The following is a 19,735-nucleotide window of genomic DNA, read 5'->3' on the forward strand; positions in this document are numbered from 1 at the left end:
AGGACCCAATGACCATCGCTTCCGATGCCATGCCATCATCTGCAGCAGCCCGGGCCAGGGAAGCTACGGTGCGGCGCTTCGCGCTCACAGATGCCATATTCCGCGGACTCACCCGCGCTTCCGCAATTCTTGTGCTGGTCATCCTCGGCGGTGTCGCGATCTCGCTGTTTGCCGGCTCGTGGCAGGCGCTGTCGTCCTTCGGTTTCTCCTTCCTGACGACTGAAAGCTGGAATCCGGTCACTGAAAAATTTGGCGCACTGGCGCCGATCTACGGCACCCTGGTCACGGCGGCCATCGCCATACTGATCGCGGTTCCGATCGGCATCGGCATTGCAGTCTTTCTCACCGAGCTCTGCCCGCGCCCGCTCAGGCGCCCGATCGGCATAGCGGTCGAGCTGTTGGCCGGCATTCCTTCGATCATCTACGGCATCTGGGGCCTGTTCGTGTTCGCGCCGTTCCTGCAGACGGCGATACAGCCCTTCATCATCAACGTCTTCCACGGCGTGCCGGGACTATCCAGCCTTTTCGCTGGCCCTCCTTACGGCATCGGCCTTCTGACCTCGGCGCTGATCCTTGCCATCATGGTGCTGCCCTTCATCACCTCGATCACCAAAGACGTCTTCGATACGGTGCCGGCGGTGCTGAAGGAATCGGCCTACGGCATCGGTTGCACGACCTGGGAAGTGACCCGGCGCGTGGTCATTCCCTATACCCGCATCGGCATCATGGGCGGCGTCATGCTTGGCCTCGGCCGGGCACTCGGCGAAACCATGGCAGTGACCTTCGTCATCGGCAACGCGCATCGCATCAGTGCCTCCCTGTTCGCACCGGGCACGACGATCTCGGCGACCATCGCCAATGAATTCACCGAGGCCGACGGCGACCTCTACACCTCCTCGCTGGTGGCGCTCGGCCTGATCCTCTTCGCCATCACCTTCCTGATCCTTGCCGCCGCCCGCTATATGCTGATGCGGATCGACGCCCGTACGGGAGCCTGACCGATGTCGACATCCTCATCGCTCCACAGCCGCCGCAAAGCCAGGAATTCGGTGATGATGGCGCTTTGCGTCGTCGCCGCCGGCATCGGGCTTGCCTGGCTGGCGCTCATTCTCGGCGCACTGGTCTATAAGGGCACAGCCGGGCTTTCGCTCGCGGTCTTCACCGAGATGACGCCACCACCGGGCGAGGCCGGCGGCCTGCTCAATGCCATCGCGGGCAGCCTGCTGATGACGATCATCGCCGTTGTCGTCGGCACGCCGATCGGCGTGCTGGCGGGAACCTACATGGCCGAGTATGGACGCTTTTCGCGCATCACCACCGTCGTCCGCTTCATCAACGACATCCTGTTGTCGGCGCCGTCGATCATCATCGGCTTGTTTGTCTATGAGCTGATGGTGCGGCCAATGGGACATTTCTCGGCCATTGCCGGCGCCGTTGCGCTTGCCATCCTGGTCATTCCGGTGGTCGTGCGCACCACTGAAGACATGCTCAACCTGGTGCCGAACGCGTTGCGTGAAGCCGGTGCCGCGATCGGCGCGCCACGCTGGGTGGTGATCCGTTCGGTCGCCTACCGCGCCGCATTGTCCGGCATCGTCACCGGCATATTGCTGGCGATAGCACGCATTTCCGGCGAGACGGCGCCGCTGCTCTTCACCGCGCTCAACAACCAGTTCTGGAGCAGCAATATCAACGCGCCGATGGCCAGCCTGCCGGTGACCATCTTCCAGTTCGCTCTCAGCCCTTACGAGGAATGGCAGCAACTGGCGTGGACCGGCGCACTCATAATCACCCTGACGGTTCTGGGCTTGAGCATCCTCGCCCGCAGCCTTACCGGACGCAGAGAGGACAGATGACACAGATGTTGTCCCCAGACATGACGATGGCCGAAACGGTCGCCGAGAAGACGAAGATCGAGGTCAAGAATCTCAACTTCTACTACGGCCAGAGCAAGGCGCTGAAGGACATCAGCCTGTCGCTGCCTGAGCGCAGTGTCACGGCCTTCATCGGCCCTTCGGGCTGCGGGAAATCGACGCTGCTGCGTGTGTTCAACCGCATCTATGAGCTCTACCCAAAACAGATGGCCGAGGGCCAGGTGCTGCTCGACGGCAAGAACATTCTCGACCGGTCGCAGGATCTCAACCTCCTCAGGACCAAGATCGGCATGGTGTTCCAGAAGCCGACGCCGTTCCCGATGTCGATCTACGAGAACATCGCCTTCGGCGTCAGGCTCTACGAGAACCTCGGCAAGTCCGAGATGGACGGCCGCGTCGAACAGGCGTTGAAGCGCGCCGCGCTGTGGAGCGAGGTCAAGGACAAGCTCAACGCCAGCGGCTTGAGCCTATCTGGCGGCCAGCAGCAGCGGCTCTGTATCGCCCGCACCGTGGCCGTGAAGCCGGAAGTCATTCTGCTCGACGAACCGGCTTCGGCCCTCGACCCGCTGTCGACTGCCAAGATCGAGGAACTGATCGACGAATTGCAAGCCGACTACACGATCGTCATCGTCACCCACAACATGCAGCAGGCGGCGCGCGTGTCGCGCCAGACCGCCTTCATGTATCTGGGTGAACTGGTCGAGTTCGACCGGACCGAGAAGATCTTCACGTCGCCCCGCGAGAAGCGCACGCAGGACTACATCACTGGCCGCTTCGGCTGAGCCGTTCCGATCATGCATATGAGGACAGGACCATGGGCGAACACACAGTCGCTTCTTTCGACGAGGATCTCGAGCAGATCAGCAAGCTGATCCGCGACATGGCCGACCTCGCCGGTTCGATGGTCGGCGGGGCGACCAAGGCCCTGTTGAATTCCGACAACGTGCTGGCGCAACGCGTCGTTTCCGACGACGCCATCATGGATGCGCGTCAACGCGAACTGGACGACCGCGCCATAACCCTGATCGCCAAACGCCAGCCGATGGCCCACGATCTTCGCCATGTGGTCGGAGCGATCCGCATGGCGGGCGACCTCGAACGCATCGGCGATCTTGCCAAGAATATCGCCAAGCGCGTGAGTGCGGTCGGCCTCAGCGCCACGCCGCGGGACCTGTCGCATTCCATCGACGCGATGGCGCAGCTGGTTCTCATCCAGGTGCAGGGTGTCATCGAGGAATATGCTGCAGGCGATGCGGCCGCGTTGGCCAAGCTGCGTGCCGCCGACGAGCGCATCGACGTCAAATACACGTCCGTGTTCCGCGAGCTCTTGACCTACATGATGGAAGATCCGCGCAACATCACCGCTTGCACGCACCTGCTGTTCTGCGCCAAGAATCTGGAGCGGATCGGCGACCATGTCACCAACATCGCCGAAAATGCGTATTATGTGCTGACCGGCGAGCAATTGCCGGTCAATCGTCCGAAGCAGGACGAAACGACAATGTCCGCACCGGTGACATGATGGGGGTGCCCAGCCGATGATCGCACCACGCATAATGGTGGTGGAGGACGAGGAGCCGTTGGGTGTGCTGCTCCGCTACAATCTCGAATCCGAAGGCTACCAGGTCGAGGTGGTGACACGCGGCGACGAAGCCGAGATCCGTTTGCAGGAGAATGTGCCCGACCTTTTGGTGCTCGACTGGATGATACCAGCGGTTTCCGGCATCGAGCTCTGTCGTCGGTTGCGGGTGCGCCCCGAAACCGAGCGGCTGCCGATCATCATGCTGACCGCGCGCGGCGAGGAGAGCGACCGGGTGCGCGGTCTTTCGACCGGCGCCGACGACTATCTGGTCAAACCGTTTTCGACACCGGAATTCATGGCCAGGGTCAAGGCGCTGCTGCGGCGCGCCAAGCCGGAAGTGCTGTCCAGCGTGCTGAAGGTAGGCGACATCGTGCTCGATCGCGAATCGCACAGGGTCTATCGCAAGAAGAGCGAAATCAGGCTCGGGCCGACCGAATTCCGGCTGCTCGAGTTCATGATGCGGCATCCGGGCCGTGTCTTCTCGCGCAGCCAGTTACTCGATAATGTCTGGGGCGAGACAATCTACATCGACGAACGCACCGTCGACGTGCATGTCGGGCGGCTGCGCAAAGCCGTCAACAACGGCCGGATGCCGGATGTCATCCGCACCATCCGCGGTGCCGGCTATGCGATCAGGGAAGATTGACCCGCCTGGTCAGGCTACGTTCTTTCTGACGCTGGGCCTCATTTGCGCGCCCGGCGCGAAAATCTCCTGGTCGACGAAGCTTAACGCCCGCATCGCGCAGCCTTCGCGGATCAGCGGCAATTCGTTCGGCTCTGTATCGAAGGAGATCGAGCCTGAATGCTGGCCGCCGGCGGTCTGGGCGATTGCCTTCCGCATGGCCGGCTCGATCAGATCGAAGGCGGCGGCACTGGCGCCGACCATCGCGACCGGTGCCGGATCGATCAGCGCGAACAGCGAGCCGAGACCGAAACCCAGCGCTTCGCCGGCCTTGCGGTAGGCCTCGCGTTCCGGCCCATCTTTCTCGCGCGCCCGGGCCGCCAGTGCTCGCATGTCGGCGTCGCTGACGTCGGCGACCGGCTCGCTGTCTTCGCTCATCTGCCTGGCGTTGCGCCAGATGGCGTAGTTGCCGGCATAGGCCTCGATGCAGCCGCGCCGCCCGCAACGGCAGAGCGCGCCGCCCGGACGATGGATCATGTGGCCAAATTCGCCGCCCGAGGAATGCGTCCCGGTGAACAGTTCGCCCTTCAGCACCAGCCCCATGCCGATGCCATGCGAAAGCAGGATGGCGATGAAGTCGTCGCGATAGCGATCCGGATTGCGCCAGCGCAAAGCCACCGCCATCATGTTGCAGTCGTTCTCCACCGTTGCCGGGATGCCGAATTCGTCCTCCAGCATGTCGGCAAAGGCGATGTCGGTCTGCGGCGTGATCGGCGACCACAGCATGGCGCGTGCAGGGGAGTCGGTAATGCCCTGAATCGCCAGGGCGATGCGGGCGACACTGCGGACGTCAAGGTCTGGATCCTGCAGCCGGCGCCGGACGATGGCCATGCATTCACGGATCAGCTCGTCGCGCGGCATGGTCAGCGTGTCCAGCCGGCGCTGTTCCTCGGCGACCACCTGTCCCGTATAGTCGATAATGGCGGCCGACAGGAAATTCAGCGACAACACCACGGTCAGCACCGCCGCCGCTTCCGGGTTGAGGGCGAGGCCGACCTGCGGACGACCGCGTTTCAACGAAACGGGCTCACTTGCCTTGCTCTCGGCGAGGATGCCTTCCCGTATCAGGTCGGAAGAGATCGCCGATATGGTCGAATGACTGAGGCCGGTGGTAGCTGCGATCTCAGTACGCGATGGCTGGCCGGCCCGGCGCACCGCCGAGATCACCATCGCCCGGTTGCGCCGGCGCAAATCGTCATGGCGGATTCCGACCGACATTGTTTTGCTTTCCTCCCGGTTGCCGCGGCCGCTCATGAACCGGAAGCCGTCGGTAATGTCCGACAAATAGTGTCGAATGCAGGCAAATAGTGTCAGATGCAGGTGGCGCTGTCATCGTTTATTCCGACGCTCGAAAAAACTCGCAGAGTCATCAAAATCCATCAGAATCGATGTTGACAGCAGCCGGAGATCGGGCCAGTATTTTTTCGAGGCTCGAAAAAATTAGAGCTTCTAAGCTGGTCTTTGAGCCAATTGGTCACGCCGTACGCGGCGCAGGGAGGATATGATGAAGAAATTCACGACCGCCATTCTGGCGGGTGTCGCCATGACGCTGGCGCTGGCGTCGGTGGCGCAGGCTAAAGACAAGGTCATCGGCGTTTCCTGGTCGAACTTCCAGGAAGAGCGCTGGAAGACAGACGAGGCCGCAATGAAGGCGGCCATCGAGGCCGCAGGCGACAAGTATATTTCCGCCGACGCACAGTCCAACCCCGGCAAGCAGCTCACCGACGTCGAGAGCCTGATCTCGCAGGGCGCCAACGCACTGATCATCCTGGCGCAGGACGCCTCGGCCATCGGGCCGGCCGTGCAGAAGGCACTGGACGAAGGCATCCCGGTCGTCGGCTATGACCGGCTGATCGAGAACAAGGACGTGTTCTATCTGACCTTCGACAACAAGGAAGTCGGCCGCATGCAGGCCCGCGAAGTCTTCAAGGTGAAGCCGGAAGGCAACTACGTCTTCATCAAGGGTTCGGGTTCCGATCCGAATGCCGATTTCCTGTTTGCCGGTTCGATGGAGGTGCTGAAGGAGGCCATCGACGGCGGCAAGATCAAGAATGTCGGCGAGGCCTATACCGACGGCTGGCTGCCGGCCAACGCTCAGAAGAACATGGAACAGTTCCTGACCGCCAACGACAACAAGGTCGATGCCGTGGTCGCCGCTAATGACGGCACTGCCGGCGGCGTCGTCGCCGCGCTGACGGCGCAAGGGCTGGCCGGATCGGTTCCGGTTTCGGGCCAGGACGGCGACCACGCCGCGCTGAACCGCATCGCGCTCGGCACCCAGACCGTGTCGGTGTGGAAGGATGCGCGCGAGCTCGGCAAGAATGCCGCCGAGATCGCCTCGCAACTGGCCGACGGCAAGCAGATGACCGACATTGCCGGCGTGAAGGATTTCACCACGCCCGTCGGCAATACCGTCAAGTCGCTGTTCCTGACCCCGGTCGCCATCACCAAGGACAACCTCAACGTCGTCATCGACGCCGGCTGGATCAAGAAAGAAGAGGTCTGCGCCGGCGTGACGGCTGGCGCTGTTGCAGTCTGCAACTGAGCCGACGTTTCCGAGAAGTCCGAACGCCGCGGCCGCTCGCCGCGGCGTTTTTTCAACAAGAGTTGTTTTTCCGCTTCCGGCGGATAACTTCTAGGCTGCTTCCGGCATCCGCGGCAGACGGCAACCCGGCGGGAGAAACATCATGACCGACACGACGTCCAACACGCCGGTCGACAGCACGGCAGACCGGGCACGGGAATCCGAGCTCGGCATCGTTGCCCGATTTCTCAAGGCAACCGAACTCGACACGCGCATGCTCGGCATGGTCGGCGCGCTGCTGGTCATCTGGGTCGGCCTGCATGTCATTTCCAGCGTACGGCTCGGCGTCAATCCGTTCGACTTCGACAGCCGGACCTTCCTGACGCCACGCAATCTCTGGAACCTGTCGGTGCAGACTTCGGCCGTGGCCATAATGGCCGCCGGAATGGTGCTGGTTATCGTCATGCGCAATATCGACCTGTCGGTCGGCTCCGCCGAAGGCCTGATCGGCGTGGTCATGGGTTTTGCGCAGGTGCATTTCCTGGTGCGAATGGTCGGTCTGCAATTAGGCAACCCCTGGATCTGGATCCTGGCGCTGGCCATCGGCCTGGCGCTTGGCCTTCTGATCGGAGCGTTCCAGGGATACATCATCGCTTATCTCGAGGTGCCGGCCTTCATCGTGACGCTGGGCGGCCTTCTGGTCTGGCGGGGTGCCGCATGGTGGGTCGCCAGTGGGCAGACGATTGCGCCGCTAGATGCCACTTTCCAGCTGATGGGCGGCGGACCGACGGGTTCGATCGGTGCGCGATGGAGCTGGATCGTCGGAATTGTCGCGTGCCTGGCGGTTGTGTTCATGCTGCTCAACGGGCGGGTGCAGCGCAAGCGGTTCCGCTTCCCGTTACGCCCGATCTGGGCCGAGACGTTCCTCGGGGCCGTCACTTGCCTTGTCATCATGGGCGCCATATGGCTTGCCAATTCCTATCCTTGGCCGGTCGGCATCGTGAACAGATATGCGGCGGCCAACAATATAACCGTTCCCGAAGGCGGGCTGTTCATCGCCCATGGCATCGCCATACCCGTGCTGATGGCTGTAGCCGTAGGGCTGATCATGACCTTCATCGCCAAGCGTACCCGTTTCGGCCGCTATGTCTTCGCCATCGGCGGCAATCCGGAAGCAGCCAACCTTGCCGGTATCAACACGCGCTGGGTGACCATGAAGGTGTTCATGATCATGGGCGTGCTGGCGACGATCGCCGCAGCGATCTCGTCAGCCAGGCAGAACTCGTCGACCAATGCGCTGGGCACGCTGGACGAGCTCCTGGTCATCGCGGCGGCGGTGATCGGCGGCACGTCGCTCGCCGGCGGCTCCGGCACAGTGCTCGGCGCCATGCTCGGCGCGCTTTTGATGCAGTCGCTGCAGTCCGGCATGGTGCTGCTCGGCATCGATTCGCCGCTGCAGAGCATCGTTGTCGGAGCCGTGCTGGTGGTCGCGGTGTGGCTCGATACCGTCTATCGCAAACGGGTCTGAGCATGATCCCGCAAGGTGGAAACCGGTTTTCGTACAACTTGACGCTCAAGCAGGATCTATAGGGAGGAAGGACGAGCATGGCAGACAAAACCGCTCCCACGCCGCTGATCGACATGCGCAACATCTCCATCGCTTTCGGCGGCATTCGCGCCGTCGACGATGCCTCTGTCGACCTTTTCCCGGGCGAGGTGATGGCTTTGCTCGGTCACAACGGTGCCGGCAAGTCGACGTTGATAAAAATCCTGTCCGGCGCCTACAAGCGCGATGCGGGCCAGATTTTCGTCAACGGCGAGGAGGCTTCGATCTCCAATCCCCGCGACGCCAAGAAGTACGGCATCGAGACGATCTACCAGACGCTGGCGCTGGCCGACAATGTCGATGCGCCGCCAACCTGTTTCTCGGCCGCGAGCTGATGACCAGCTGGGGTACGCTCGACGACGTCGCCATGGAGGCCGAGGCGCGCAAGGTGATGGGCAGGCTCAATCCGCGTTTCCAACGCTTCAAGGAGCCGGTGGTAAAGCTATCGGGCGGCCAGCGGCAGTCGGTGGCGATCGCCCGCGCCATCCTGTTCAATGCTCGCATCCTGATCATGGACGAGCCGACGGCGGCACTCGGGCCGCAAGAGACGGCGCAGGTCGGCGAACTGGTCAGGCAGCTCAAGGCCGACGGCATCGGCATCTTCCTGATCAGCCATGATATTCACGACGTGTTCGAGCTTGCCGACCGTGTCTGCGTCATGAAGAACGGTCGGGTTGTCGGAACGGCGCGCACAACCGACGTCACCCAGGACGAGGTGCTCGGCATGATCATCCTCGGCAAGTGCCCACCCGGCGCCATTCCGGGGCCGGGCGCGCTGAAGATCGCCGCATGAACGAGAATTAGCCGGCTAATCACAAGCCGCCAAAATGTGCCAGCCGTCACCATGCTTTGGCCTCGCCATTGTGTTGGCGTCAGGACTTGCCCATAAAGATGCCGAACCGTCCACGGGACGTATCAGCAATTGAAGAAGCTTTTTCCGACCGTCGCTTTTATCGCCGTCGCGCTGATCAGCCTGACGATGGCGGGTTTTGCCTATTTTGCCACCCAAGAGGCGGCCCGCATTAAATTCGAGGCGACGGCAGACGATGCGCTTAACCGGATCGAAAGCCGCATCGACCTGGACCTGTCGCTGCTGCGTTCGACCCGGGCGCTGTTCGACGCACGCAATGGCGGTATCTCGCAGGGCGAGTTCAAGGCCTTCTTCAACGCGCTCGACATCGACAATAATTTCGCCGGCCTGCGCGGCATCGGTTTCGTCCGCCTGGCGAAAACTGGCAACGAGGCGGCGGTCGAGCGCGACATCCTGCACGATCACGGCGCAAGCCATCCGATCTATCCCGACACGAACTTACCGTGGCGTACGCCCATCGTGCTGTTCGAACCGCTGGATCCGTCCAACAAATCCAGCATCGGCTACGACATGTTCACCGGGCCGGCGCGGCGCGAGGCGATCGAAAAGGCGATGGCCGACGACCAGCAGCACGCCAGCGGGCTCGTGCAGTTCGGCAAGGATACGGGTGCCGCGCAGACCTTTACCGGGTTCCTCGTCTTCGTCCGGCTCAATGTCGAAACCGCGCCGGACGCCGTGAACGCGACGAGATCCTCGACTGCCGGCTTCCTTTATGCGGCCTTCCGCGCCCGTGATGTGTTCCAGGCTGCGCTCAGCCGGGCACCATTGCTGCCGGTCAACACCGAGATCTATGACGGCACGGTGGACAGCGACAACCTGCTGTTCCAATCGGAAACGCCGCCAGTTTCGAGCCTCGGCGACAGGCTGCTGGTCACCCGCAAGATCACCGTCGCCGGCCGGCCGTGGGTCGTCCTGTTCAGGCCGACAAGTGCTTTCTCGCAACCTTCCTCGCGCGCCATCCCGGTGATGCTCGGATTGTTCGGACTGCTGCTTGCGGGCGCCATCGCGCTGGTGGCCCGCTATCAGGAGCGGGCCTATGAGGCGGTCTCGCTGCTTCACGAAACGACCGAAAAGAGCCTGCTGGAAAAAGACCTGATGCTGCAGGAGATGAAGCATCGCATCAAGAACTCGATCACGCGGGTGCTGGCAATCGCGCGCCAGACAGCATCGCACACCACCGACGTCCAGGAATTCTCGGCTTCTTTCTCGGCCCGGCTGCAGGCGATGGCGGCTTCCCAGGACATGCTGACGCGCTCACGCTGGCAGAAAGCCGATCTCGGCGACCTGCTGCGCATCGAGCTAGGCCAGGTGTTCGGCAGTGAGCTTCCTGAAGGGCTGCTGTCGGGACCGCAGGTTCTTCTCGATGAAAAGACGACGCAGGCACTCGGCCTCGTCTTTCACGAACTCGCGACGAATGCGCTGAAGCATGGCGAAGCCGGCAATTCAGTCGGTGCGCTGAAGGTCGACTGGTCGCTCGAAGCCCGTAGCGGCACCCGGACATTGGCTCTCAACTGGCGCGAGGCCGGTCAGAAGAAGCTCGAGACACCGGCAAAGAGCGGTTTTGGCACCAGACTGATCGATCTCAACGTCACGCGCGAATTGCGTGGCACAATCAGGCGCGATTTTCGCGAAGATGGCTTGAACGTGGAAATCAGGGTTCCGCTGCCGGCCTGAAACGCCGTCTCGTGGGCCGCGTCGCAACAGCGCTTTAAAGGGCAAACGCGGAGACAGGTGGCCTGCCTCCGCGTTTGCTGTTCGCCTGGAGCTCGAAACTAGTTGCAGCGAGCTGTGTAAATCCGGCCGTGACGATCTCTGTATTGGCAGTAGCCATTTTGCAGACGGCGAACGAGCAGACCGCCAATCGCACCAGCGCCGGCGCCGATCAAAGCGCCCTTGCCGCCGCCGACAGCGCCACCAATGAGCGCGCCGCCCACAGTGCCGATACCCACGTTCTCTTCCGTGGTGGTGCAGCCGCTGACCGCAACCACGGCAACCATGGCAATAATCATCTTCCGCATGGAGTCATCCTCACTTTTGTCCTCACTTTAATAAGCTCCAGCCGCCATTTAGCATGAAAGTACGGCCTTTGCCCGCACGATTTCATTGTTGATTAAGATAGTCTTTTTCGGGGCGTGCGCCGTTCGATGCTACCACGAACCCGGAAATCTCCAAGGACGCATCGAGCGTGCCGCTGGGACGCACGTTCCAGACGATCCTGTCATAGTCGGTCTCGCCGGATCGACGGCAAGGCATCTGGCGACGGCATGTTGGGCCTGGCCCTGCAGGTCGGTGACCGCGAACGGGCACGGCCGAGCACTCGGGCAGTGGTTTCAACGCGATCAAGCAGAGGCGAGTTCGATTCAGATCAGTTGGGACGCGGCGGTCAGGACGATCGCGGCAATAAGCGCGACGGCGGCGAAGCGGAGGGGCGAAGCACGAGGCGCGGGCGCTGCGGACGCGTCGGGATCCTGAAAACCGCCCATCGAGACGCGAGCGGCCTGTTCCAGTCTGTTCAAGTCGGCAGCCGTCAAGGCCCATTCCCTTCATTTTGTGCCAAACTCAATCCGGTGGATCGGCACGTTCGGACAGGATCGGACTTTATGGTGAACAGTCGGTTAAAGATGGCGATGCGCAGCAAGCCTTCGCGCGGCGACCGCCGCTCGTTAATCCGTCTCGAAATTGCCGTGAGGAACGACAAGGCGGTATTCGAGGCGGTTCCCGGTGATCTCAAGTGTCGCCGTTCCATTCAATGAAGTGGGCACGACGCGTTCGAGCGCGACGCTGCCAAAACGCTTCTCACTGCGCTGATTGTCGTTGGCTCCGATCACTTCGGCCCATGTCAGCGACAGCGCAGGCTCGCCAGCGGAAGCTGCCGTCAGATCGGCCGTCACCTCGACGAAACCGTCGCTGCGCGACAGCGCGCCATAGCTGACCGAATTGACGGCGAGCTCATGCATGGCCAAGCCGATGTGCAAGGCGGCATTGGGGTTGAGATATGGATTTGCGCCGCGGAAGCGTAGGCTGTGCAAGGGATCCGCGCCGTACCTGCCGACCTGACCGGAAACCAGCTCGCGCAGCGCCGCTCCCCGCCAGTTGGATGACGTAACCAAATCCTGCGAGGAGGCCAGCGACTGCAATCGGCCCCGGAAGCGCGTCAGGAAATCGTCAATGCTGCCGGAATAACGGCCCGTCTGGGTGGCGATGCTCTGGATGATGGCCAAAAGGTTCTTGGAGCGATGACTGACTTCGCGCAGCAGCGCCTTCAACGTCTGCTCCCGGCGTTTCTGCTCGGTTGTTTCGACCATGGTGGTCACGACGCCCTGCACCGCGCCGGTCTCGCTGCGGTCGGCGTCTATCCACACCTGAAACCAGCGGGCGCCGTCATCGGCCGGCACGCTGAGTTCAAGATGTTGAGGATTGCCGGATGCGATGACGTCGTGCTTGGCGGCGCCGATACGCTCCGCCTGCGCCGGCGGCAAGATGCCGTTGTTGTCGGAGGCATCGGAAGTCCAGGGCGCGCGCATGTTGCGCGCCCACACCGTCTTCATCTCGCGATCCTGGTATAGGACGGAAATCCCGGCATTGTGCAGTGCATGGAGAAGGGCCCGGCCAAGCTGCATCCCGCTTTCGGCAGGATGCAAAGCGATGATCTCATCACTCTGGCCGCGGTCTTTCATTTTTCCGACTCTGGAACGCATCGGTCAATTTGCTCAACCCATGTCGGGCTGAACGGTTCGCGGAAAAATGGGTTCCAAAAGGAGGAGCTTCGTATCAAGCCTTAAAAAGCGGTCCGCCGAGCGGCATCCCGTTGGAGGACACTGCCCGGCGGTGGCTGGAAACCGTTTGAGGGGTGCGGCTTCCAGTGTTCGCTTGAATGGCCGCTTGGCATTCACGCTCGTCTGATCAGGCCGGCAATAAGCGATATGATCAGGAAGGCGAGAAAGATGAAGAACAATATCTGCGCTATGCCGGCCGAGGTGCCAGCGATGCCGCCGAAACCAAGCGCACCGGCGATGATCGCCACGACGAGAAATACGAGCGCCCAGTAAAGCATGATCGATCTCCTTCCAATGCTGCGGTGAAAACGTGATTCGCCTCCGTTTGTTCCACCATTTTCCGAAAAAGACGATGCTGAAAATCTTCAGGGCCCGAATTGCCGCGGTGTGTGGAAAGGTCCAGTTGGTTGCCCCAGTTGGTTGCCAGTGAGTTGAGCCGGCGTCACGCCCCATCTGATCCAAGGGAATGGCTATCCCGGCGGCCGCAGTTCGGCCGCCGGCTGTTTCATGCCGCGGCTTTCGCGTGCCGGTCAAAGAACAGGGCCTGGCTGATAAGAGCCTTGACCATGTCCGGATTGAACGGCTTGGTAACCAGGAAAGCCGGTTCCGGCCGCTCGCCGGTGAGCAGGCGCTCGGGAAAGGCGGTGATGAAGATCACCGGTACCGAGGTCGACGACAGGATCTCATTCACGGCCGCTATGCCCGAACTTCCGTCGGCAAGCTGGATATCGGCAAGCACCATCTTTGGCCGCGCCTTGCCGAACATCGCCACCGCCTCGGCGTGGGTGCGCGCCGTTCCGACGACGCGGTGGCCGAGGCTTTCGACCATTTCCTCGATATCCATGGCGATCAGCGGCTCATCCTCGATGATCAGCACGTCGGTTGCCACCTGACGGGAGATCTCGTTGCTCGCCTGCGCGAGGAGTTCGGAGAATTCCTGTTCGTCGACGTCGAGAATCTCCGCCGCCTCGTCTTCGCTGAAGCCTTCGACCGCCACCAGCAGAAAGGCTTGGCGGGGACGAGGCGCAATTGCATTCAGATTGGCCGCGGCGCGCTGTTCCCATGCCGACTGGGCATGCTCCTGCGGAACGCGAATGGCCACCGAGGTGAAGAGCTTGGCAAAGACCTTGTAGAGCGCGATGCGGTCGTTCGATGCGTCCGGAAAGATGTCGACATCGGCAATGATGGCCTCGAGCATTGCGGCGACCAGCGCGTCGCCGCTCTCTTGCGATCCGGATACGGCGCGCGAGAAGCGGCGCAGGAACGGCAGGTGCGGAGCGATGGTTGCTGATAGGCTCATAGTGGACGTCTCCCTCATATGACGTGATTGCATGTTACAGCTAAAAACGGTTTGCAAGCCCAGCAATTGAAACGCTGGCTCCTTGAAAAAGGTTCCAATCGTGCGGAACTAATATGTGAGGCTGGCGTTTAAGGGCGGGTTGGGCAACCAGACGAGGCTGCCGCTTGCATTGCGTTATGTGTTGAAGGGCGGCTTAAGGCTGGGACAAAAGGGCGAAATGAAGAACATGACGAAAGCTACCATGGGTGGCGTTGGCAACGGGCGCCGGGCTGCTTCCCGCGACCCGCTTGGGCCGAACTCGGAAATCGGCCGTAAACTCAAACAATACTATGACGAGCTGGTCTCCGACAATGTGCCGGATCGCTTCGCCCAACTGCTCAGCCAGTTGGAAAAGGCCGAACCTGTACAAAAGAAGGACTGAGGCATGGCGGCCGTCTCCCAGGGCTTTAAGACCGACTTGCTCGGCTCGATCCCGAGCCTGCGGGCTTTTGCCGTGTCGCTGACGCAAAACGCCGACAAGGCCGACGACCTGGTGCAGGAAACATTGGTCAAGGCCTGGGACAAGCATGAAAGCTTCCAGCCCGGCACCAACCTGAAGGCATGGCTGTTCACGATCTTGCGCAACGAATTCTATTCGCAGATGCGCAAGCGCGGCCGCGAGGTGCAGGACAGCGATGGCGTCATGACGGCCAGGCTTGCCGTTCACCCGGCCCAGCACGGCCAGCTTGACCTCGAAGACTTTCGCGGCGCGCTCGAATTGCTGCCAGAAGACCAGCGCGAAGCCATTATCCTCATCGGCGCGTCGGGCTTCTCCTACGAGGAAGCAGCCGAGATCTGCGGCTGCGCCGTCGGAACGATCAAGAGCCGCGTCAGCCGCGCCCGCACACGGCTGCAGGAAATCCTGAAGATCTCCGGTGAAGACGAGTATGGCCCGGACGCAATTTCGGCTCAGGTAACCGGGTCGACGGCTGCGTGAAGCGCCGGCGTGTTCGAACCGCTCCGCGCCTCAGCGAAGAGGCGTGCGCCTGCAGGCCGTTACCACTGCCTCGACGAGATCGTCTCCCGAATAGGGCTTGGTGACCAGCCTGACGCCGGGAAAGGATTTCTTGATCTCGTCGGTATCTGAATAGCCCGAGGCGAAGACGAACGGGATGCCCGCTTCACGCAGCCGCGAAGCAAATTGGAGCGTCGAAACGCCGCTCAGCATGAGGTCGACGATGGCCACATCGAATTGCGCGGCAACGTCTTGCTGTTCGATCTCAGTCAGATCACGGGCGATGACCACATCGAGCGCGCCGTAGTCGCGGCAAAGCTGCTCGATATCCATGGCAATCAGGAACTCATCTTCCAGGATAAGAATCCGCAAACCGTCAAGCGATGGGCGCACGCAGCAATATCTCCTTAAATGCGTCTCTAACGTGAAACGGGGGAAGTCATGATCGGTATTTGGCATGCTGTCATTTAAAAAAGATGTGCCGGCGCGGATGCGTCGGCCTCGGCCCGTGCAAGGCATTTGCAACGCGCGCTGCCGGAGATAGGGTTAGAAGAGGTTCGTGCCGGAACCTTGGGGTCTGTCGGGCGTTTCGACCGAGCAAAAGCATGGAGAGTGAAGCAATGGCGACTGCCGCAGGAAAGGCCGCGAACGAAGCCCGCACGAATTCCGATATTGAGGCCGACATCGCACAATTGAAGGCCGACATCGACCAACTTACCAAGCTGTTGGCCAAAACTGGCGAACATGGCTACGGGGCAGCACGGCGAGCCGCCGCCGAAAGCGTCGAGCAGTTGCGAACCCAGGGCGAGGCAGCCTTCGACAGCCTGCGCAGCAACGCCAGGGACATCGAGGCGCAGATGATAGCGCATATGCGCGAAAAACCGGTGACTTCGCTGGCGATCGCCGCAGGCGTCGGATTCCTCTTCGCTCTTCTCGCGCGCCGTTAGTTCTGCACGCATGGGAATGCTTGCATCGCTGATCTCGGGCCTCGCCTCGGGCGAAACCATTGCGGCGGTGCAACGCGCACGCGTCGCTGCGATTGTCTATTCGATCGCAGCGCTCGCGGCGCTGTGCGGCCTCGGCTTCCTCGTCGGGGCGGCCTATATCTGGACGGCGGCCCGCTATGGGCCGATGGCAGCTTCCCTGAGCTTCGGGATCGGCTTTCTGGCAATCGCCGGTCTCATCCTGCTCGTCTACCGGATGTCGGCCGGCTCGCGCGCCAGGCGCCGGGCGAAGCGACGCAACGCCGACATGAAGGCTATCGGCATCACTGCGGTACTCGCCGTGCTGCCGGCGCTGCTCAAGGGCAAAGGTGGCCCGGGGAAGGCCGGACTGGGCGCGATTCTCGGCCCGGCGATAGCACTCGCTGCCTACGCTATCTACCGCGAGAACGTGAAGCGCGGCTCCGATGATCCGGATATCGGCAAACGGGAATAGTTCGGAGGGATAGTTCGGGGCAAACGATTCTGGCGCCGGTCGCAAAATGCTGGCGTCACAAATCTTCGAGCGGAATCGATATTTCGGCGACCACGCCTTCCGGCCGGAATTCATGGGTCACCTCGCTGGAAATGACCTTGGCCAGGCTGCGGCGGATCAGGATCGAGCCGAAGCCATGGCGTTTGGGCGGCGCAACCCGCGGGCCGCCGCTTTCACGCCAGGCCAGCAACAGACGCCGTGCGCCCTTCCTGCCTTGTACCCTCCAATCGAGATCGACCTTTCCGGAGGAAACCGAGAGCGACCCGTATTGCAGTGCGTTGCTTGCCAGTTCATGCAGGATCAGCCCGAGCCCGACTGCCTGGTCGGGTGACAGCAGGACATCGGCGCCGGAGATCGCCATGCGCGATTGTCCGGCGGCTTGGAACGGCTTTAGCTCGATCTCCACCAGCTCGCGGATGCCGATGCCGCGCCACTCGCGGTCCGACAGCAGGCTGTGCGCAACGCCCAGTGCCTGCAGCCTGGCGCTGAAGGCTTCGAGGAATTCGCTTGGCTGGCGGGCATGGCGAACGGTCTGCGTCGCCAGCGCCTGTACGGTTGCCAAAGTGTTCTTGACGCGGTGATTGAGCTCGCGCAGCAACAGCCGTTGACGTTCGTCGCCAAGCTTGCGTTCGGTAATATCGTAGTTGACGCCGAAGATCAGCGTTGGCTTGCCCTCGCCGTCGCGCTCTATGACGCGGCCGCGCGTTGCGATCCATCGCGGCGGATCGAGGCCTTTGACACGGTATTCGCCAAAATAATCGTCGCTGCCGGTCAACGCGTCGCGAAAGCGTGTTTCGGTCTGGTGAACGTCGCGCGGGTCGATGGCGGTCAGGATGTCGCGCGCCCTCAGCCTGTTCGACTTCGGCAGGTTGAACAATTCGGACAGCAGGACATCGCAGTCGATCATATCGCTGCGGATATCCCATGCCCAGCTGGCAAGCGAAGCCGCGTCGAGCGCGATGGCGCGCCGCTTTTCCTCTCGAACCAGTGCTGCCTTGGCAATCGCCGCACTGCGGGTTGCATCCTTCAGCGTGAACAGGCTGGCGGCAAGGCCGGCCAGCGCCGACAGCTGGTCGAGCTGGACAGAGGAGGGACGTGCGTGCGGCTTCCGGTCGAGCACGCACAGCGTGCCGATCAGCGCGCCGTCGATTACGATAGGCACGCCTGCGTAAAAGCGGATATGATGCTCGCCGGTGACCAGCGGATTGGCTTTGAACCGCGGATCCGCCGCCGCGTCGGCCACCACCATCGGCACGTTGCCGGCTGCGATGGTATAGGCGCAGAACGATGTCTCGGTTGCGGTTTCGGTCTCGTCGAGGCCGATACAGGACTTGAACCACTGCCGCTCGGCATCGACCAGCGTGATCAGTGCGACAGACGTTTGCATCGCCGAAGCGGCAAGACCGCCGATACGATCGAAATCAGGGTCGGCAGCCCCGTCCAGCGTGTCGAGGCCGTGCAGCACGGCAAGACGGTCCGCGGCGCCCACCACACGGCGAATATCGGCCGGCAGGCCCGGCGTGTTCTGGCTATTGTCGTCCACTATGCCCCCGGTGGCCGGCTCCGCTGATTGGTCAGGCCAACCGGCCCGTCTGCCGCCTTGCAGAGCCGGAACTTTCGCGGCGGGGGACCGTTACCAGCCAACGCCCCGCCAGTTACGCCTGCCGGCGCCAAATATGGAGCCAGACAATGCCAAAAACCATTCCTGAAAACAAAGCCCGTCAAGGGCGGCGGGGTCGGCATGTCCTTCGTATCCTGATCGCCGCGCTGTTGCTGGCTTTTATCGCCTGGGGCGTCGCCGAAATCTACGGCTGGATGATCGAGACGCCGAAGACCGAACAGGGCAACACGCCCAGCGGCTAGGTTCTCTCCATCGCTCGCGCCAGTTTGCATCACACAACCCCACATCACGCATCCCACGTCAGGCAACCTTTGCCTCGGCGGCGCGCGCCGGGACGAGAACATTCAACGCGCGCGGATGGATTTCGACGGTCGTCTCGCGATCGAGCTTTACCAGTTCGCCGTCCATGACGGCCTGAACTTTCCTGTTCGTCGAATGGATTGTCAAAACGGCGCGGTTTGCCTGATGGATTTCGACATGCTCGTTACCGCGCCATTTGCCACGGGCGACGTCAAAGAGGAACCTGATCAACTCGCCGCGCCGCCTTGCCACGGTGACATAGATGCCCAGCACGCCGCCTGCCGGATTATCGGCATAGGGCAGGTGGCCCTCGCCGAACAGATTGTTGGTGATGCCGATGCCGGTGATCCGCGTTCTGATCTCGGCCTCACCGACCGTCAGCGTTACGTTCATGGCCGGCGGGTTGTTGATCGTTGCCCAAGCGGCTCGCACCGAGGCGCGCATCTTCCCCAACCGCGAGCCGAATTCCATCTTCTGGCGCAGTTGCACCATCCTGGCGTGCATGCCGATCGAGAATTGATGCACGAAAGGCCGGCCGTTGGCTGTTGCAATGTCAATCGCCATCACCTCGCCGTCGGCAAACGATTTCAGTGCCGCATCAAGGGTCTGCGGAATGCCGAGGCCGCGCGCAAAAAGATTCATTGTGCCAGCCGGCAGAATTGCAAGCGCCTTCTCCCCATTCATCAAACGGGCTGCCGCGGCCGAGATGGTGCCGTCGCCGCCGCCCGCCAGCACGACGTCGATGCCGCGCCTGGAAGCTATGTCGTCCAGCGTGGCGACGATATCCTTGCCGGCGGCGATGTCGATATCGATCGAGTGACCAGCAGCCTCAAGCGTACCGCGGATCCGGCCGGCGAAGGCCTCAAGATCGATGGTGCGCAGGGTGCCGCCGTCCTTGTTCAGCACCGCTGCAAACCGCATGGCCGCTCCATTTTTCCAGCACCTATCCGGCCGGGACGGGGTCCCAGCCGGGAGTGGAACGGGGCGGCCGAGAAAATGTTCCTTTCGACCAGCGTGACGAATCCGAGAACCTTCGACATGGCACCGGGTGCGCCACGGCTTTTTTCGGAACAACAGTGTGGTCACAACGTTGTGAACATGCAGAAGACGCTGCGCCCGCAGCGACGCTATG

The 19,735-nt window shown here is 62.0% G+C and carries 22 protein-coding genes and 1 pseudogene; 14 read left to right on the forward strand and 9 right to left on the reverse strand.

What is annotated here, in order from left to right:
* Positions 1–8: 8 nt before the first annotated feature.
* From pstC to phoB, 5 genes are read left to right on the forward strand one after another with little or no spacing between them, the layout of a single operon-like run.
* The gene (gene pstC / locus NKI29_RS18860) at positions 9–998 is read left to right on the forward strand and encodes a phosphate ABC transporter permease subunit PstC (RefSeq protein WP_352691628.1); all 990 of its coding nucleotides are present in this window, start codon (positions 9–11) and stop codon (positions 996–998) included.
* Positions 999–1,001: 3 nt separating this feature from the next.
* Positions 1,002–1,853: a phosphate ABC transporter permease PstA gene (gene pstA, locus NKI29_RS18865; RefSeq protein ID WP_023678532.1), complete on the forward strand. Its 852-nt coding sequence runs from the start codon at positions 1,002–1,004 to the stop codon at positions 1,851–1,853.
* Entirely contained in the window at positions 1,850–2,653 is an 804-nt protein-coding gene (gene pstB, locus NKI29_RS18870; RefSeq protein ID WP_352691625.1) for a phosphate ABC transporter ATP-binding protein PstB, read from the forward strand. The genes pstA and pstB overlap by 4 nt, the downstream gene beginning before the upstream one ends.
* A 32-nt stretch (positions 2,654–2,685) precedes the next feature.
* Positions 2,686–3,393 (forward strand): phosphate signaling complex protein PhoU, encoded by a 708-nt coding sequence (phoU, locus tag NKI29_RS18875; protein ID WP_023678534.1) that lies wholly within the window; start codon positions 2,686–2,688, stop codon positions 3,391–3,393.
* A gap of 16 nt (positions 3,394–3,409) precedes the next feature.
* Positions 3,410–4,099 (forward strand): phosphate regulon transcriptional regulator PhoB, encoded by a 690-nt coding sequence (gene phoB / locus NKI29_RS18880; protein WP_031212149.1) that lies wholly within the window; start codon positions 3,410–3,412, stop codon positions 4,097–4,099.
* 9 nt (positions 4,100–4,108) lie between these two features.
* On the opposite strand, the gene NKI29_RS18885 is transcribed toward phoB, so the two are convergent.
* A complete protein-coding gene (locus tag NKI29_RS18885; RefSeq protein WP_352796980.1) occupies positions 4,109–5,353 on the reverse strand; it encodes an ROK family protein in 1,245 nt (414 codons plus the stop codon).
* A 286-nt stretch (positions 5,354–5,639) separates the two neighbouring features.
* On the opposite strand from NKI29_RS18885, the gene xylF reads away from it, so the two are divergent.
* From xylF to NKI29_RS18905, 4 genes and pseudogenes are all read left to right on the forward strand, one after another.
* A complete protein-coding gene (gene xylF, locus NKI29_RS18890) occupies positions 5,640–6,680 on the forward strand; it encodes a D-xylose ABC transporter substrate-binding protein (RefSeq protein ID WP_352796983.1) in 1,041 nt (346 codons plus the stop codon).
* Positions 6,681–6,822: 142 nt separating this feature from the next.
* Complete coding sequence (locus tag NKI29_RS18895; RefSeq protein WP_352571973.1) at positions 6,823–8,187, forward strand: sugar ABC transporter permease; 1,365 nt, start codon at positions 6,823–6,825, stop codon at positions 8,185–8,187.
* Positions 8,188–8,264: 77 nt separating this feature from the next.
* A pseudogene (locus NKI29_RS18900) lies at positions 8,265–9,058 on the forward strand (ATP-binding cassette domain-containing protein).
* A gap of 129 nt (positions 9,059–9,187) precedes the next feature.
* On the forward strand, positions 9,188–10,810 hold the full coding sequence (locus NKI29_RS18905) for a CHASE domain-containing protein (protein WP_352571971.1): 1,623 nt from the start codon (positions 9,188–9,190) through the stop codon (positions 10,808–10,810).
* Positions 10,811–10,908: 98 nt separating this feature from the next.
* Here the strand turns inward: NKI29_RS18905 and NKI29_RS18910 are convergent, their stop codons facing one another.
* The 5 genes from NKI29_RS18910 to NKI29_RS18930 all read right to left on the reverse strand — a co-directional run bounded on the left by NKI29_RS18910 (position 10,909) and on the right by NKI29_RS18930 (position 14,212).
* Positions 10,909–11,154: a YMGG-like glycine zipper-containing protein gene (locus NKI29_RS18910; RefSeq protein ID WP_006328050.1), complete on the reverse strand. Its 246-nt coding sequence runs from the start codon at positions 11,152–11,154 to the stop codon at positions 10,909–10,911.
* Between the two features lie 342 nt (positions 11,155–11,496).
* A complete protein-coding gene (locus tag NKI29_RS18915; protein WP_352571970.1) occupies positions 11,497–11,667 on the reverse strand; it encodes a hypothetical protein in 171 nt (56 codons plus the stop codon).
* A 132-nt stretch (positions 11,668–11,799) separates the two neighbouring features.
* The gene (locus NKI29_RS18920) at positions 11,800–12,834 is read right to left on the reverse strand and encodes a sensor histidine kinase (RefSeq protein ID WP_023678540.1); all 1,035 of its coding nucleotides are present in this window, start codon (positions 12,832–12,834) and stop codon (positions 11,800–11,802) included.
* Positions 12,835–13,025: 191 nt separating this feature from the next.
* On the reverse strand, positions 13,026–13,190 hold the full coding sequence (locus NKI29_RS18925; RefSeq protein WP_023678541.1) for a DUF1328 domain-containing protein: 165 nt from the start codon (positions 13,188–13,190) through the stop codon (positions 13,026–13,028).
* 227 nt (positions 13,191–13,417) lie between these two features.
* Positions 13,418–14,212, reverse strand: a complete 795-nt coding sequence (locus NKI29_RS18930) for a response regulator (RefSeq protein ID WP_023678542.1) — start codon at positions 14,210–14,212, stop codon at positions 13,418–13,420.
* Positions 14,213–14,429: 217 nt separating this feature from the next.
* Here NKI29_RS18930 and NKI29_RS18935 point away from each other — a divergent pair, with 217 nt between their 5' ends.
* Positions 14,430–14,633 carry a NepR family anti-sigma factor gene (locus tag NKI29_RS18935; protein WP_023678543.1) on the forward strand — a complete coding sequence of 68 codons (204 nt, stop codon included), beginning with the start codon at positions 14,430–14,432 and terminating at the stop codon, positions 14,631–14,633.
* 3 nt (positions 14,634–14,636) lie between these two features.
* On the forward strand, positions 14,637–15,188 hold the full coding sequence (locus NKI29_RS18940; protein ID WP_023678544.1) for a sigma-70 family RNA polymerase sigma factor: 552 nt from the start codon (positions 14,637–14,639) through the stop codon (positions 15,186–15,188).
* Positions 15,189–15,218: 30 nt separating this feature from the next.
* On the opposite strand, the gene NKI29_RS18945 is transcribed toward NKI29_RS18940, so the two are convergent.
* Positions 15,219–15,599 carry a response regulator gene (locus NKI29_RS18945; RefSeq protein ID WP_023678545.1) on the reverse strand — a complete coding sequence of 127 codons (381 nt, stop codon included), beginning with the start codon at positions 15,597–15,599 and terminating at the stop codon, positions 15,219–15,221.
* 227 nt (positions 15,600–15,826) lie between these two features.
* Here NKI29_RS18945 and NKI29_RS18950 point away from each other — a divergent pair, with 227 nt between their 5' ends.
* Together NKI29_RS18950 and NKI29_RS18955 are read left to right on the forward strand one after the other, a co-directional pair.
* On the forward strand, positions 15,827–16,153 hold the full coding sequence (locus NKI29_RS18950) for an ElaB/YgaM/YqjD family protein (RefSeq protein WP_023678546.1): 327 nt from the start codon (positions 15,827–15,829) through the stop codon (positions 16,151–16,153).
* A 10-nt stretch (positions 16,154–16,163) separates the two neighbouring features.
* Complete coding sequence (locus NKI29_RS18955) at positions 16,164–16,643, forward strand: hypothetical protein (protein ID WP_352457967.1); 480 nt, start codon at positions 16,164–16,166, stop codon at positions 16,641–16,643.
* Between the two features lie 55 nt (positions 16,644–16,698).
* Here the strand turns inward: NKI29_RS18955 and NKI29_RS18960 are convergent, their stop codons facing one another.
* Positions 16,699–18,225 carry a sensor histidine kinase gene (locus NKI29_RS18960; protein ID WP_352571968.1) on the reverse strand — a complete coding sequence of 509 codons (1,527 nt, stop codon included), beginning with the start codon at positions 18,223–18,225 and terminating at the stop codon, positions 16,699–16,701.
* Between the two features lie 146 nt (positions 18,226–18,371).
* Between NKI29_RS18960 and NKI29_RS18965 the strand changes: the two genes are divergently transcribed.
* The gene (locus tag NKI29_RS18965) at positions 18,372–18,545 is read left to right on the forward strand and encodes a hypothetical protein (RefSeq protein WP_292659198.1); all 174 of its coding nucleotides are present in this window, start codon (positions 18,372–18,374) and stop codon (positions 18,543–18,545) included.
* A gap of 58 nt (positions 18,546–18,603) precedes the next feature.
* Here the strand turns inward: NKI29_RS18965 and NKI29_RS18970 are convergent, their stop codons facing one another.
* On the reverse strand, positions 18,604–19,524 hold the full coding sequence (locus tag NKI29_RS18970) for a diacylglycerol/lipid kinase family protein (RefSeq protein ID WP_352574840.1): 921 nt from the start codon (positions 19,522–19,524) through the stop codon (positions 18,604–18,606).
* Positions 19,525–19,735: the final 211 nt, after the last annotated feature.

It is taken from the genome of Mesorhizobium sp. M0678 (genome assembly GCF_040320505.1).
Lineage (GTDB): Bacteria > Pseudomonadota > Alphaproteobacteria > Rhizobiales > Rhizobiaceae > Mesorhizobium.